This window comes from Paenibacillus sp. FSL L8-0641 (genome assembly GCF_038006265.1).
GTDB classification, from domain to species: Bacteria; Bacillota; Bacilli; order Paenibacillales; family Paenibacillaceae; genus Paenibacillus; species Paenibacillus polymyxa_D.
In genome coordinates, this window is sequence record NZ_JBBOUW010000001.1 from 1,734,778 (window position 1) to 1,750,342 (window position 15,565).

The 15,565-nt window shown below is 45.1% G+C and carries 15 protein-coding genes; 9 read left to right on the plus strand and 6 right to left on the minus strand.

Going from position 1 to position 15,565, the window contains the following annotated elements; genetic code table 11:
• Positions 1 to 69: 69 nt before the first annotated feature.
• From MKY16_RS07805 to MKY16_RS07815, 3 genes are read right to left on the minus strand one after another with little or no spacing between them, the layout of a single operon-like run.
• The gene (locus MKY16_RS07805; RefSeq protein WP_340954919.1) at positions 70 to 663 is read right to left on the minus strand and encodes a PepSY domain-containing protein; all 594 of its coding nucleotides are present in this window, start codon (positions 661 to 663) and stop codon (positions 70 to 72) included.
• 22 nt (positions 664 to 685) lie between these two features.
• Positions 686 to 2,047, minus strand: coding sequence for a sensor histidine kinase (locus MKY16_RS07810; RefSeq protein ID WP_340954921.1), 1,362 nt, complete (start codon positions 2,045 to 2,047; stop codon positions 686 to 688).
• Entirely contained in the window at positions 2,044 to 2,745 is a 702-nt protein-coding gene (locus tag MKY16_RS07815; RefSeq protein ID WP_340954923.1) for a response regulator transcription factor, read from the minus strand. Before MKY16_RS07815 ends, MKY16_RS07810 begins: the two co-directional genes overlap by 4 nt.
• A 252-nt stretch (positions 2,746 to 2,997) precedes the next feature.
• On the opposite strand from MKY16_RS07815, the gene MKY16_RS07820 reads away from it, so the two are divergent.
• The 3 genes from MKY16_RS07820 (at position 2,998) to MKY16_RS07830 (ending at position 6,568) form a co-directional block, all read left to right on the plus strand.
• On the plus strand, positions 2,998 to 3,684 hold the full coding sequence (locus MKY16_RS07820) for a response regulator transcription factor (RefSeq protein WP_025723943.1): 687 nt from the start codon (positions 2,998 to 3,000) through the stop codon (positions 3,682 to 3,684).
• On the plus strand, positions 3,681 to 5,264 hold the full coding sequence (locus MKY16_RS07825) for a sensor histidine kinase (RefSeq protein WP_340954924.1): 1,584 nt from the start codon (positions 3,681 to 3,683) through the stop codon (positions 5,262 to 5,264). Before MKY16_RS07820 ends, MKY16_RS07825 begins: the two co-directional genes overlap by 4 nt.
• 122 nt (positions 5,265 to 5,386) lie before the next feature.
• The gene (locus MKY16_RS07830; protein ID WP_340954926.1) at positions 5,387 to 6,568 is read left to right on the plus strand and encodes a WD40 repeat domain-containing protein; all 1,182 of its coding nucleotides are present in this window, start codon (positions 5,387 to 5,389) and stop codon (positions 6,566 to 6,568) included.
• 191 nt (positions 6,569 to 6,759) lie between these two features.
• On the opposite strand, the gene MKY16_RS07835 is transcribed toward MKY16_RS07830, so the two are convergent.
• Entirely contained in the window at positions 6,760 to 8,202 is a 1,443-nt protein-coding gene (locus MKY16_RS07835; RefSeq protein WP_340954928.1) for a SpoVR family protein, read from the minus strand.
• A complete protein-coding gene (gene yhbH / locus MKY16_RS07840; RefSeq protein ID WP_340954929.1) occupies positions 8,199 to 9,365 on the minus strand; it encodes a sporulation protein YhbH in 1,167 nt (388 codons plus the stop codon). Before yhbH ends, MKY16_RS07835 begins: the two co-directional genes overlap by 4 nt.
• Positions 9,366 to 9,529: 164 nt before the next feature.
• Between yhbH and MKY16_RS07845 the strand changes: the two genes are divergently transcribed.
• From MKY16_RS07845 to MKY16_RS07865, 5 genes are all read left to right on the plus strand, one after another.
• A complete protein-coding gene (locus tag MKY16_RS07845) occupies positions 9,530 to 10,243 on the plus strand; it encodes a response regulator transcription factor (protein ID WP_340954930.1) in 714 nt (237 codons plus the stop codon).
• 2 nt (positions 10,244 to 10,245) lie between these two features.
• Positions 10,246 to 11,316, plus strand: coding sequence for a sensor histidine kinase (locus MKY16_RS07850; protein ID WP_340954932.1), 1,071 nt, complete (start codon positions 10,246 to 10,248; stop codon positions 11,314 to 11,316).
• 145 nt (positions 11,317 to 11,461) lie between these two features.
• The gene (locus MKY16_RS07855) at positions 11,462 to 12,385 is read left to right on the plus strand and encodes an ABC transporter ATP-binding protein (protein WP_340954934.1); all 924 of its coding nucleotides are present in this window, start codon (positions 11,462 to 11,464) and stop codon (positions 12,383 to 12,385) included.
• Positions 12,382 to 13,089 carry an ABC transporter permease gene (locus MKY16_RS07860; RefSeq protein ID WP_134903595.1) on the plus strand — a complete coding sequence of 236 codons (708 nt, stop codon included), beginning with the start codon at positions 12,382 to 12,384 and terminating at the stop codon, positions 13,087 to 13,089. Before MKY16_RS07855 ends, MKY16_RS07860 begins: the two co-directional genes overlap by 4 nt.
• Positions 13,090 to 13,103: 14 nt before the next feature.
• Positions 13,104 to 13,838: an ABC transporter permease gene (locus tag MKY16_RS07865; protein ID WP_340954936.1), complete on the plus strand. Its 735-nt coding sequence runs from the start codon at positions 13,104 to 13,106 to the stop codon at positions 13,836 to 13,838.
• Here MKY16_RS07865 and MKY16_RS07870 read toward each other — a convergent pair whose 3' ends face one another.
• Positions 13,839 to 15,200, minus strand: a complete 1,362-nt coding sequence (locus MKY16_RS07870) for a lanthionine synthetase C family protein (protein ID WP_340954938.1) — start codon at positions 15,198 to 15,200, stop codon at positions 13,839 to 13,841.
• 197 nt (positions 15,201 to 15,397) lie between these two features.
• Here MKY16_RS07870 and MKY16_RS07875 point away from each other — a divergent pair, with 197 nt between their 5' ends.
• On the plus strand, positions 15,398 to 15,550 hold the full coding sequence (locus MKY16_RS07875) for an FDLD family class I lanthipeptide (protein WP_039269802.1): 153 nt from the start codon (positions 15,398 to 15,400) through the stop codon (positions 15,548 to 15,550).
• Positions 15,551 to 15,565 lie beyond the last annotated feature (15 nt).

The following is a 15,565-nucleotide window of genomic DNA, read 5'->3' on the forward strand; positions in this document are numbered from 1 at the left end:
ACATGAGAGGAACATAATAGAATCATGAGAAAACCATGAGAAACATGAGCTGAGATGATCGTCAAATCGTCATGATTCGTCGTGCGCCTGTTTTTCTTTTTCCCACGTTATAGAGTCAATAGAGCCCGATACTGCATTGACCTGTACTACTGCTTCACGCCCATCTTTTACCTCAACCTCAACCAGATAGTAGAGGCCTTTGTCGTTGCGATGAAGCTCAATATCATCGGATGTTCCGTTAACTGCTTGGGAAGCAAGCTTGGCTGCTTCTTTCTCCGTAATGACGAGAGAAGCTGGGTCAGGTTTATTAGTTGGATTCGATGTGTCTCTGGTTGGTGAGGTACCGGGCTTGTGGTTCTGGGGCTCCTGCTTCGCATCTGTATAAGCCTGTGCCCGCTTAATGGATTCGATGACACTGTTATAGGCATTGGCTTTTATGTCGTACTTGCCTTTAGGGTGTTCCAGCCTGATCAGATAAAAATCACCCAAGCGTTGGGATTCAAGCACCTCGCCGGGATACTGATGCAAAATGGATTGGATGACGGCCTTTTCTTCCAATGGAGAAGCTGCTAACGACCGTGCCCAAGGCCACTGTAAAAGACAAATTGTGATCAATACAGCCGCCAGCGTACCCCCAATCATCCACACATAGATGGCTTTCATCGTTATTTCCTCCTTTGGCTTATTATTTTGGAACGGCAGGGAGGATGATCGTTGCAGTTGTTCCGCTTCCCTCTACACTTTCTAGCCCAATTTGAGCATGTATAGCTTGTGCAATTCCTGTAGCCAATGATAAGCCTAGCCCAGCCCCACCTTCCTCGCGGCTTCTGGCTTCATCCACACGATAGAAACGGTCGAATACTTTAGATAACTTTTCTTCCGGGATTCCAATTCCTTGATCTGTGATTTTTATGCAGGGTTGAGTTGTGCCGTCCACGGTATCAATCATCAGGTATATCGGCTCGTCACTGTATTTGCGTGCATTATCCAAAAAGATAAATAGGAGCTGCTTCAGCTTATTTTCATCGGTATAGCCATTGCAGTCTGCCTGTACATCCAGTTGAATTTGTCGGGCGAACGCATTTTCAAATGTAGTCTTTAATTCTGTCGCGATGCTGGTCAGGCGTACAGACTCCAGCACGACATTCCACTGTTCTTCGTTTCTGGCCAACAAAAGAAGCTGCTCTGCCATGTCCTTCATTCGGATCGCCTCGGAATGGATCGCTTCAACGGATTCGGCAAAAATCTTGGGATGCTGCAACCCCCGCCGTTTGAGCAGGCTGGCATAACTTTCAATAATGGTGAGCGGCGTCTTCAATTCATGGGACGCATTAGATACAAATTGTTCTTGCCTGACGAAATTTCGCTCCAGCAGTTCAATCATGTCATTAAATGTTTCACCCATTTCGACCAGTTCGTCGCGTGATGATGAATGGAGCGGAAGACGTTTAAATTTCCCGCTGCGCTGAATTTCTTTCATCGTGCTAATCATAGATGTAATGGGACGTGTAATCAGTCTGCCGAGCAGTCTTCCCGATACCACGACAGGAATGAGCGCAATTCCAGTGACAGCAACAAGTACGATTCTGAGTACCTGTAGCGTCTGCATCGTCGGTTGCAGACTTTCGGTCACCTGGAGATTGACAACCTCGCCATTGGTCCAAATCATGGGGAGCGATACAAGAATGTAACGGTTGCTTTCATAGGTAATGATGCGAACCTGCCGTGTTTCATCAAAAACGCCCTTCATCAAGCTAAGAGATTGCTCGGAAGAAGAGGTGATAGGGGGAAGAAAGTCGCCTTCTGGTTTCATTAGCCGAAGCATGCCATCCAGCGGTACATAGGCTCGGAGAAGATCCTCAGCGGCTACGGATACCGGAGCACGTTGAATCCCACGAATCATGTTCTCTGCTGCGGCCTCTACCTGGTCTTTTCGACTGTCTATCGAAAGTTGGCTGAATAGGAAATAGACTGAGAAATGAATGGCCACAAGTAAAATCCCGAATAATAACGAGGTATACGTATGGATTTTGTTTTGTAGCTTCATAAGGATTCCTTCAGAACATAACCAATTCCGCGTACAGTATGGATCAGCTCAGGGAGCTGGCGCGTAGGGTCGATTTTATTGCGCACGTAGCGAATATACACATCGACCACATTGGTATCGCCCATATAATCTATGCCCCATACATTTTCCAGTAATTGTTCACGGCTAAGTACCTGTCGCTGGTGTTTAAGTAAATGAACGAGCAAGTCAAATTCTCGCGGTGTAAGCTCAATGTTGTGCTCTCCTCGAAGAACTTCACGAGTACCTTCATGGAGACGTAAATCCCCGGCACTAAGCCATTGATCTACCACTTGTGGAGCCATGTCTTTCGTTGCACCCACTCTGAGTGCGGCCCGTACACGTGCAAGCAGCTCTTCGATCACAAACGGTTTGGTAACATAATCATTGGCTCCCAAATCGAGCCCCTCGACCTTATCTGCAATGGAACTTTTAGCCGTCAGCAAAATGACAGGAACGTTCGCATCATGTTTACGAATCCTCCGAAGTAGCTCGATGCCATTGAGACCGGGAATCATAATATCCAGCAATACTAGATCCCAATTGCCTTTGCAATACGTCTCCAACCCATCAATTCCGTTTTTTTCTTTACATACTTGATAGCCTTCAAATTGAAGCTCGATCTCTAGAAGCCGGGCAATCTTCTCTTCGTCTTCTACGATCAAAATAGAATGTTTCATGATCATGCCCTCCTGTAGGCGAATAGCCGATACGGAAGTATTTTAGCATATACGGACAGGTAAGACACTTCAAAGCGCAAGGCAGTGAGGGAAGAGATGTTTATACTGCGTCATATTTCCTTGACATTAAAAAGAGTCAAAGTCTAATGATGGCGCTATGGAAAGTTGGAGTAACATAAGTTCAGGTCGCGGGCTTGCCCTTTGTCGCTAGGAGCGTAAAATAAAATGAAGCGAGAGCAGGGAGGGCAGGACATGGATAAGAAAATACTGATAGCGGACGATGAGGCGAGCATTCGAAATGCGCTGGCTTATGCGTTAAAGCGAGAGGGCTTTTTGGTGGAAACCGCCGTTGACGGGGAGGACGCCTTGGAAAAAGTACGTTTGTTCCATCCGGATGTGCTCATACTGGATGTGATGATGCCCAAATTGGGTGGATATGAGGTGTGCCGCCGTTTGGAAAGTCGGAAGGGCATCGGTATTTTACTGCTGACGGCCAAAAACGATATCGTTGATAAGGTACTCGGACTGGAGCTGGGTGCGGACGATTTTATGAGCAAACCGTTTGATCTGAGGGAGCTGCTCGCTCGTATTAAAGCATTGGTACGGAGACTGGAGCGAGAAGGAGCACCTGCTCCGGAAGGAACAGAAATGGTACTCGGCCCATTACGGGTACGTCCGTCCAGCCGAACGGCTGAACTTGGAGCCATAGCGCTGGATCTGACCCCCAAGGAGTTTGATGTGCTGGCGCTGTTGGTGTCTCATGCCGGAAGGGTGTATACACGGGACGAGCTGCTGGAGCAGGTATGGAGCTTCGATTATGTGGGCGGAACGCGGACGGTGGATATTCATATCCAGCGTTTGCGCAAGAAGCTTGAGCCGCATCAGGCGATATTGCAGACCGTGTATGGTATCGGCTATAAGGCAGAGAAAATGACGTGAACGAACATTATTCACTCCATCAGCGAGGAAGCTTGCGGTCCACCGACCAGCAGAAGCGCAAACGCAAACCTACAGGCTTGAGCCTGCGTTGGAAATTTCCGCTGGTACTGGCGGCTTTGCTGCTGTTTACTGTCGGTGTGCTGAGCTGGCTCGTGCTTACTGGTATTCGCGCTAACCAGACAGACCAAATGGAACGCAGCTTAAAGCGTCAGGCCGAAATTGTAGAAATGCGTGTAAAACAGTCTTACCTGTTGGGAGTGCGCCAATCACCGGAAGACTTTATGAAGAAGCAGGCACCTGGGCTCGCAGTGGAACTGGGCGTATCCAGTAATATGCGCGTTATTTTATATGATGGTCAAGGGCATGAGGTTGGCAATTCTCTACCGCTGGCTTTTAGAACAGATGTCAGCCAGGCGCTCTCCTATGCGATCCAAGGCAAAATTGCATACATTACGGAAGGAAGCGCAATCACTTATTTGGCTCCGCTTCAAGGTCCGGACGGCTTACTGGGAGTGGTACAGCTTCACAGCTCAACAGAAGCGCAGCAGCAGTTCTACCGGGCCATTGCCCACTTGTTTCTATGGACGGGGGGTGCGGTGCTGGTATTGAGCTTTATCTTAGGTTTAGGCTATGTCGGCCGCCAGACGAGGGACATCGGAAGACTGACTCGCGCTTCTGAACAGATATCGGCAGGGCATTATCCGGAAGCCAGACTGCTGCGGCGGCAGGATGAGCTGGGAAGACTGGATGAAGGAATGCTCCAGATGAGCCATGTGATCCGGGAGAGCATTACCGCGCTGGAAAACGAAAAGCTTCGGCTGGAAGAAGCGGTTCATCGTTTGAGAGAGCTAGAGCAGCAGCAAAAATCTTTTATTGGAAATATCAGTCATGAACTAAAGACCCCGTTAACCTCTATTCAAGCTTATGCTGATTTACTGGATATGTATGGGGATGATCCTGAACTGGTGCGTGAAGCGAGAGAAAGTATCAGTAAGGAAACAAAACGGTTGTACGAGCTTGTCGAGGACTCGCTGCGGCTATCTGTGCTGGATAAATATGATTTTGAATTGCATACGGAGGTTGTGGAATTGCATTCGCTACTGGAAGATGCAGGGAGCCGTATTCGAGGAAAAGCGGCAGCGCGTAGACTGGATTTTTCGATAGATACCGTTCCAGCCCAGGTGTGGGGAGACCCTAAGCATCTGATGCATATTGTACTAAATTTGCTGGATAATGCAGTAAAGTATAATCAAGACGGTGGATGGATTACGTTATCGAATCGGGTAGAACAGGACACTGTGATTGTGTATGTACGCAATTCCGGTCCGTGGATTCCTAGGGAGAAATGGGACATGATTTTTGAGCCGTTTGCTACTTTAAGTCGTGATCGATCTCGTCAGGACAGCGGTACGGGACTCGGTCTTCCTCTGGCGCGCAGACTGGCGGAGCGCATGGGGGGAGAGTTGCAGCTTACAGCTTCAGACCATAGTGGGTTGGAAAATGGAAACGGCCATACGAATGTAAGTGGTAATGAATTTTCGCTTAGACTTCCCCTCTTGGTTCACGATAGCTCCCTGTAAACGGCCGATTGTTAGCACAGGGCTAAAATGGTGTCTTGTTTACAACTTGGAAACAATTCGATGTATTCATGAGATGTTCGGGCATTAAACTGGGGGTATCGTTAACAAGGAGGCCGTTGTACATGATAAAGAAAAACATAGACAGCTATGGGCAAAAGAACGGTTCCTCTCATCGCGAAGATTCCCGTACAAGAATTTTCAGACAGAAAGCCACTGGGCTGCTTATGACCGGCTTAATCGCCGGAGGATTGCTCAGCGGTTGTGGCATGAAGAGCGCAGGAGAGACAAATCCAGCATTCGGTATGAAACCGGGCCAACAGCTTACTGTGATTGACACGGATGCAGCCCAGAAGCAAGTAACGGACGAGCTGGTGGTATCGTCTATCGACAGGCTGGGGGATGTCTACGCGAGGTCTTGGCTGAGTGACGAAGAGCTGATTGTGGAGCGTAAAACCCAGCTGTGGATTCATAATGTAGAGACAGACAAGGAGCGGATTTTAACACCAGGTCGTAAAGCTCCACAGTTACTTGCTGTGGTATCACCTGATCAGCGCCATGTCTTCTTTACTGAAGGTAGCCCCAACAGCAAATATGATATTCAGGGCTACATTTTGGAACTAAGCAGTGGTAAGGTTACATCGATTGGCAAGTTGGATATGACTAACGAAGTGAGCTGGAGCGATGAGAATCATCTCATTACAGGCACACCGGATGGTAAAATCCGACTGATTGGTCTGGACGGCAAAGCTGAAGAATTGAATTTTCAAGATCCGAATCGCTCTGAATTGATGTCTCATGTTGAAAAAGTGGGTAACGCCATATTTTATACAGGCAGTGATAAACAAGGGTATCCAGTGCTGAATCGGTTCACCCTTAATCATCCTCAGGCTGTGACCATTGCAGAGGGTGCCATGTCCTTTGCCGTGTCGCCTGACGGTAAGTCTATTGCCATTGAAAAGCGGAAATGGAATACATCCGAACCAGCCCGTATGATCATTTTGGATGAACAGGGTAAAGAGAAAGGAATTATCGGGCAAGGTACTTTAATGAGTCGTGGAAGCTGGTCCAGCGACGGGTCCAAGCTTGCTTTTTCCATTTATGATGAGGATCAGCAAGGCATGAGAGGGCTGTATGTATTTGACCAGTCCACGGGTAAAACCACTCCGGTTACGACCGATATCCAATCTTATGACAGCCCAACGGTATGGAGCCCATCCGCCCGGTTTTTATCCATGTACCAGAACATTTCGGAAGGTGGAAAACAGCTCAATCAAAGCTATATCGTCGAATTTAAGGAAAAGTAGTAAAAGGCGCATATCCGTATGTTCGGAATGCGCCTTTTTAAATGTAGGCTGGCTATTGATTTTATATGAGTATCAATTTCATAACTCATTAAAGTTTGATGGTTGTAACTAGAAATAGACAAATTAAAACATTTTGATCTATATCTAGTTTTAATTGAAGCAGCTAGAGGTATTATGAAATGGATGCATGACTATACAAATTTACGATGATGCTTCTTACCGTCATATGAGAATAAGGCGAGCTTACCCTCAATCATCGTTTCCAAATGAACGGTGCGCCCCCACAGCTGATATACATACGGAAGCGTGCGCTCCATATATTTTAAATCTAGCTCAATGCCTTCGTACTGGTGCTTGAGCTTCAACTCGCCCGTATGCAGGTAATCTCCATCCTCGACGACGATATAAGGGGAGCCTCCATTCACACGTGAAAACACGAGCTGATCCCGTATGTTTTCCCAGGATTTATCGGTAATTTTCCAATCAGGTCCTCGTTTCTCAAACACGTACAGATCCAAATCCTCTGTCAGCTTCTTGGTCATGTAATTGCGTATAAAAGAGGTGTCTGAGTCAAACTCTCGCACCTCGAACATTTTAGCTCGACCCTCGCCCGGTTTGCGCCCTTGTCGCTCTTGCTCCTCACGGGTTGGGTTATCCCAACGTTTTTCAATATCCTCAAATATTTTCAGTCCCAAATAGTACGGGTTCAGGCTTTGCTTGGAAGGCTGTACGACAGAAGCATTCAGCATCGCAAATTCAACGGTTTCCTCCCCTGTCAAATCCAGTTCCCTTACAATCCGCTGATGCCAATAGGAGGCCCAGCCTTCATTCATGATTTTGGTCTCCATTTGGGGCCAGAAATATAGCATTTCGTCCCGCAGCATCGTCATAATATCTCGCTGCCAGTCCTCCAGTACCTCGGAGAATTCCTGAATAAACCAGACGATATCTTTTTCAGGTTCCGGTGGGAACTGGCGTACCTTAATACCCTCGGTCTCGGCCGAATCATACTGCTTTACTGTGTCCAGTGACCACAGATCATCGTAAGGTCCGATGGGACGCTGGTGTTTTTTGGGTTCTTTTTGCTCCTTGATTTTGAGTTCCATATAGCGCTGTTTATCCAGATGCCTTGGTTTGATGAGCTGTGGGTCTACATGCTCCTGTATCGCCAGTACAGAGTCAATGAAGGATTCAACAGTCTTTGAACCATATTCCATTTCATAGCTGTTGATTCGATCTGCTGTGGCCGACATACTCTCCACCATATTGCGATTAGAAGCTGAAAAGCGGGCGTTGTGTTTGAAAAAATCACAGTGTGCCAGTACATGAGCGACAATTAGTTTATTTTGCACCAAAGAATTTCCTTCCAGCAGGAAGGCATAGCAGGGATTGGAGTTAATGACCAGCTCATAAATTTTGCTCAATCCAAAATCGTACTGCATTTTCATCTTGTGAAACGTTTTTCCAAAACTCCAGTGGCTGAAGCGCGTGGGCATACCATAGGCTCCGAACGTGTATACAATATCCGCCGGACAAATCTCATATCGCATCGGGTAGTAGTCGAGCCCGAATCCATCTGCAATCTCCATAATTTCTGATATCGCATATTCTAGCTCCTTCTGGTCGGTGCTCATCCCACCGTTCCCCCTTCCCGTTTGCGAAAAAAGGTGCGTAAGGCTTGGTATACCTCACCTTTTTCCTTGATGACATAGTACATAAACTGATCCTTTTTAATATTCTTGTAGGCTGACATCAGCGTGCTGCTACGATTATATTGATTCACTTCGCCATAGCCGAACATATTGCTCCGCTTTATAAGTTCCTCGATTAGCTTCACGCACCGCTCATTGTCCGAGGTCAGGTTATCGCCATCCGAGAAATGGAAGGGATAAATATTGTAGCTGGAAGGAGGATACCGTTTGTCGATAATCTCCAGTGCTTTCAAATAAGCGGAAGAGCAGATCGTGCCGCCACTTTCTCCGCGGGTGAAAAATTCTTCCTCCGTAACCTCTTTAGCCTCGGTATGATGCGCGAGAAAGACAATTTCCACCTTTTCATACTGACGGCGCAAAAAGCGGGTCATCCAGAAAAAGAAGCTGCGAGCACAATATTTTTCAAAAGCGCCCATTGAGCCCGATGTGTCCATCATCGCTATAATCACCGCGTTGGATTGGGGAATGGTCTTCTCTTCCCATGTTTTGTAACGAAGATCGTCCGGACTAATATGATGAATGCCCGGTTTCCCTTCACGGGCGTTGCGGCGTAGATTTTCGAGAATGGTTCGTTTCTTGTCAATGTTCGCTTGCATGCCTTTTTTACGTATATCATTGAACACGATAGATTCAACCTCAATTTGATCCTTGTCTTTTTGCTGTAAATTCGGCAATTCCATTTCCTCGAACAGCATATCTTCCAGCTCTTCTATGCTGACTTCCGTTTCCATAATATCGTGTCCCGGCTGGTCGCCGGCTTTCTCACCTTTACCAGGCTTCTGGGAGGCAGAATCACGCCCGATGACATCTCCCACCTGACTATCTCCATCCCCTTGGCCTACATGCTTTTGCTTTTGATAGTTATAAATGAAGCGATATTCATCCAGGCTGCGAATCGGCACTTTAATAATCTGTTGACCGTCCGACATAATAATATTTTCTTCCGTTATCAGATCGGGTAGATTTTGCTTAATGACATCTTTGACCTTCTGCTGATGACGTTGCTGGTCCTGGTACCCTTTGCGATGCAGCGACCAATCTTCGCGGGATACGACGAATGAATATGGCTGGCGTGGTTCCGACATTATTAGGCACCCCCCAAGTGGATACACGGCACAGTTTGGCCTTGTTGGTTATTAAGTATATTCACGGGGATGAACGATATGTGATGGAACTCGATTTAAATTCTGCCCGTTTGCTTTTATAATGAAAGTAAAAAATGTAAAAAAAGAAGGGAGAACCTTGGGTTATGGAAGAAATTGCAGTACTTATAGTAGACGATGAGCAGGGGTTGCGGGATATGCTGACAACGGTGTTAAAAAAAGAAGGGTTCCTTCAAGTTAAGCATGCTGCAACGGGGCGGGAAGCGCTGCAAGTCGTGATGGAATCTCATATAGATGTGATTGTACTTGATGTCATGCTGCCTGATAGCGATGGGTTTGAGATATGTCGTCAAATGCGTCTATATACGGATGCCCCTATTCTTTTTTTGACGGCAAGAGATACAGATCTAGACAAATTAATGGGGTTCGGTATCGGAGGAGACGACTATATTACCAAACCGTTTAACCCGCTGGAAGTTGTTGCCCGTATGAAGGCTCGAATGAAATATCGGAAAGTTTCGACAGTGGCCATGAAACCGGCCATGCGCACTTTAGATTTTGGATATTTTCGATTGGAACTGGAATCCGGTGTGTTGTATGTGGAGGACAAGCAGGTCGAGTGTCCGGCGCGTGAATGGCTGCTGCTGGTATTTTTGTGCAAGCATCCTAACCGTATTTTCAGTGTACGGCAGCTTTACGAGGCGATATGGAGCGAGGCCTTCTTGGGTGATGAGAAGACCGTAGTGATTCATATCTCCCGTTTGCGGAAAAAAATAGAACCTGATTCCAAGCACCCGCAATTTTTAATCAATGTAAGAGGGCTTGGTTATAAAATGATGTCAGTCAAGATGGAGGAATGAGGATGAACTCTCTGGTTAAGATGTCCTTCCGTTTTATGAAAGTAACGTTATGTTTTGTACTGGTCTATGTCCTATGTTTTGTTATTTGCACGATCTTATATATTTTTATAAAAAGTATATTTGGAGCATCTCAAAATATAAATATTAATCTATTCTGGACAGGACTTGGTATCGTGCAGAGTGCTGTGTTCATAGCTGCCTACGGATGGTATATAGGCAAGCCTTTGGTGTATGTAATCAAATGGATTGGAAATATTGCCACAGGGGAATTTCAAGCGCCACTAACTGAATTGGAACTACCGGAGCGTAAAAAAAATCAGAAAAATAGTTATAAGCCTCCGTATCAATTGTATAAAGAAGTTTTTGAACAAATGAACATCTTATCGGCTCAATTGCGCAGCAATGAGGAAGAAAGAGTGGAGATAGAGAAACGAAAACAGCAGTGGGTAGCAGGTGTCAGCCATGATCTCAAAACACCATTATCTTATATTGAAGGATATGCGGCCATGCTAACTGCTCAAGAGTATGACTGGTCTGATGAAGAAAGAAGAAGCTTTAGTATGAGTATCAGTGAGAAAGTGACTGAAATGAAGCAGTTGATTCAGGATTTGAATGCTTCTATGCAGCTTAAGGAAAGTCCATTGCCCGTCCAATTGGAGAAGGAGGACATTGTGGAGTTTCTCCGTAGTGCAGTCATAGATATCGCTAACCATCCTTCGGCTGAGCAATACGAATTTTCTTTTACGTCCATGGAGGCGACTTGTATTATGTCCTTCGATAGCAAGCTATTAGGCAGAGCGCTGCAGAATTTTTTGATTAACGCAATCATTCATAATCCTCCAGGTACACACGTTTCCATGGAAGTAAACAAAGCGAACGATAAGCTTCATATTTCTATCGAAGATGATGGAATAGGAATGAATCCCAATAAGTTCATGCAGGTATCTCACTCCGAAGGGCATGGAATACCTATTGCCAAAAGCTTTATTGAAGCGCACAACGGAACGCTTCATATCCTTTCAGGCAGTAAAGCGGGTACAAGGATGGAGATTTCACTGCCGCTAAACAACTAACTTTGTAACATCGAATCTCACATTTCGCAGTGTGCTCGGTTTTTTTTGCCTGTTGTTTAGGGACTGTTTACCTGGCGTTTACTTTACTTCAGTAAACTGTATGTAACTTAAGCTTCAGCATTAGAAATCGAGAGGAGATCAGGAAATGTCTGAATATGTAATACATACACAGCAGCTAACTAGGCGTTTTGGAAAACGGGAATTTGTAAAACGAATAAATCTCCAGGTACCCGGACAGCAGATATATGGATTTTTAGGACCTAATGGGGCGGGTAAAACAACCACGATTCGTATGCTACTTGGGCTGATTAAATCCACCTCCGGAGAGATTGAGATTTTTGGGAAAAAGCTGAAGGACCAGCGCATGGAAATATTGAAGGATGTGGGTTCCTTGGTTGAATCACCTGCCTATTATGCCCATTTATCCGCATATCGAAATTTGGAAATCGTTACAACGATGCGTGGACTGCCGACCCGAAGAATTCATGAAGTGCTGGATTTAGTGAGATTAAGCAAGGATGCGTATCGTCCGGTAAAGGGATATTCCTTGGGGATGCGACAAAGACTGGGGATTGCTATGGCGCTTATTGCGAATCCCAAATTATTGATACTTGATGAACCGACGAATGGTTTGGACCCGTCTGGTATTCAGGAAATCCGGGAGCTAATTATGAGCCTTCCTGGCGCTTATGGAATGACGGTACTGGTTTCGAGCCATCTATTAAGCGAAATTGAGCAGATTGCAACCTATGTAGGAATTATTAATCAGGGTGAAATGATTTTCCAGGGAACGATGAAGGAACTCACCGCCAAAAGCAAGCCTCAATTATTCATTGAAACCCCAGATCCTGTTCTGGCTGCTGGTGCACTGATTCAGCACGGATGGACTGCTGGAGCTGAATCGATTGAACCAAATGAGGTCGTGACTCCTATTGTAGATCGGCAACAATCATCGGAGATGATCAAGGTGCTTGTGGAGCACAATCATCCCATTTATCGGGTCACAGAGAAGAAAAAAACATTGGAGGAGATATTCCTGGAACTGACAGGTAAGGAGCGAAGCTTATGATACTCCGGGTTATAAAGGCAGAGGGGCTTAAGCTGAAGAAAATATGCTGGTGGATTCCTCTTATACAGGGGTGTGTACTTACAGGCATGACTGCTGTGGAATGGTATCTTTACTTTCGGCAAGGACCAGGAGGTGTCTATGCTGGTTTTGCCGTTATGTTTATGTTCCTTTCGTTTGTGATGCTGCTTGGCGGTACACTTTTGGCGAGCATTATGGCCGGTACAGAGCATGATACTCAAACATGGAAGCAGCTTATGGCCATGCCTGTTCCCAGAAGCCATATCTATTTATCCAAAATCGTATGGATCGTGATTCTGCAATTGGGTACCGCCTTGATCACTGTAGCAGGTATGAGCCTCATCTGGGTGTTATATACAAACGAACCCATTCCTTGGCGGATCATGCTGTTACAGCCGATTAATGCAAGCTTGGCTACCCTACCAGTACTTGCAATTCAACTTTGGCTGTCTACACTTTTCACTAATCAGGCATTCCCATTAGCGTTTGGTATATTCGGCTCTATTGCAAGCTTGTTTTTGGCACGCACAAGTATTCTGTGGATTAAAATATTGCCTTGGTCGTACCCTGCCCTATCAAGTCCTCTAATGAAGGAACACATGATTTGGGTAATCGTTGCTTTAAGTGCGGGAGTCATCTTTACGGGACTTGGTACATTACAGTTTACCAAGCATGAATTCAAATAGAGAGGAGAAGATACATGGGCTCTATTTTACGCGTAGAGACGATAAAGCTTCAATGGATCATGGTATGGATTCTCATTATATTGGATGCGGTCATAAATTCTTTAATGGGAGTCCTCGAGCTGAACGATTTGAAACAGTTTTTTTCGCCCAGCTGGTTAACTTTATATACGTATTCAGCGCAATTTCACTCTATGTTTTTTTATCCGCTCTATTGTGGGATTATCGCTTCTCTTTTGTGTGCGTATGAGCATCGGGATGGGGGATGGAAGATTTTATTAAGCAGCCCGTATCCTCGTCAGCAAATTTATTATGCAAAATATATATTGCTCATTCTCATACTGGGTCTTGATCAGCTTATATTTATAGTAGGCTATTTTGTAAGTGGAAATATAGCAGGTGCTCCAGGAGAAATCCCTTGGTCTGTCGTTCTTTCTACCGGCTTGGGAGGGTGGATCGGGATTTTTCCCCTGGCAGCACTACAGCTTATGCTCTCGATAAAAATTCGGAATTTTGGAGCTTCTCTGGGAATGTCTATTTGTTGTGTGGTTCCTAATATTGTCATAACAGGCTTTCACTCTTCCATAGGTGCGTGGTTTCCTTTTACGATTCCTTATTATATTATGATGCCGCAAACAGCGACTTATGCGCCCAGAGTTGAGCCTTACAGCCTCGGCTTGATTGTCATTTTTACGTTTTTAGCCTATCTGTATGGTGGAAGAAAGATGTTTGTGAATAGGGACTGGTTGTAGTTAGGATAGCATGAGGATGTAATCCCAACCGATCTCTTTGTTCTCAGAAACACTTAATAAAGCAGCTGCAATCCCAGCAACGCCTTCAAGCATGCCCGCTTTTGTCAGCCATACTAGAGAGCCATCTGCCCTTGGCTCGGGGTCCAGATATCCAAGTGGGCTATCCATTTGAAAGCGATCAAGCAGACAATTCGTTAACTGTTGAATAAGCGGGAGAAAAGCAGGCTCTTTACTATGACACCACATTCGCCAAGAGATGGTAAGTAATCCGGCAAGACCGTGACAGAGTGCAGAAGAGTCCATTTCCCGCTTAGCTATCTCATAGGAGATTGCACCGACACAAGCTTTCACAGCCAATTTTTGCAGTTCCTCATTATGGAGAGCCTTTCCGGCAAGAAATAGGGAACAGGCGATACCGGGTGTACCGTAACACCATGCTTCTCTTGCTCGTTCCAAATCAAACCATAGAGAGCCTGTTTCAGCTTCGAATGGAACAATATGAGGCCAGTATCTACCATATTCATCTTCATATTTATACTTAAGCAACCATTCCGTAATGGTTTCAATCGCTTGCTGTTGACCCTTTACTTCAATTCCAGCACTGTAAGCCACGGACAACAAAGCTAACGGTCCAGGAATGCCATGTGCCATTCCACAATTGAAATTGCCCAGAGGATAGTTATGTTTATCCCGGTCTAAAAATTGGAACTTTTGCGGGGAGTACCACCCTGGGACATAATGATTGTGAATATGTATGGGATGTGTAAGATCAGTAAGAAATTGAAGAATTGGTTCTACAAGAGGAGTACAAATAGGATCGGTTGAGTTCATCAAAATATATCTTCCAATCCCTGAAGCTCCCGAAATGGTGTCAAAGGCTTGCATGGGCATACCTTCGTGAAGGCTTAATTGTTCTGTGTTCGACTGAAGCCATTGCTCTGTTAGAGGCATCATCCATTGATGTATTTGCTGTAAGAAATTACTGTAGTATTTTCCATGATTAGAAGCCTCTCTTACGGACGAAGCGATGCCTGCCCAGCCACTGTAAAGAGAGAGATCGTGAAGACCATTTTTAGCAAGTGAGGATTGAATCTGAGCCATGTTTGAATGTATGGCTCTATTCCAATCATACGAAGGGTCTGTAGCACGCCATTGCGATAGTAAATGAATGTTACCAGGATAACCATGCGAAAGTGAAGTTTCTCCCCATGGGTGGTACTTTGTTTCTGGCGAAACATTGTGTTCCGCATGGACTGTTGCATAGACGGATTCGGGCTCGCATAGACGTAAAGCAATTTTTTTACTCATATCTCTTGCACGAACTTGGTCGGATTGTTGTATAACAAAACTATCCATTTTCATATGAAAGCCTCCATTATTTTTTTCTTCATTATATTGTCACTAAAATCTAGTGCGTTGTCCTTAAAAATACTAAAAAATAATGAGGGTTTATCTTAAATGTACTCGTTGAAATTAAGACAAATGTAAGAATTATATAAAGTCTAGTTAAGATTATATAACTTATAATAAAATTGTAAAAAATAAAAGGAGGTAACAAGATGAAAAATCAATTTGATCTGGACTTGCAAGTAGCTAAAAATGAGGTTGCTTCAAAAGGGGTTCAACCAGCCAGTGGTATTATCTGTACTCCTTCATGTGCAACAGGTACTTTGAATTGTCAAGTTAGTCTTAGTTTCTGCAAAACGTGTTAATAACGAAAATACATG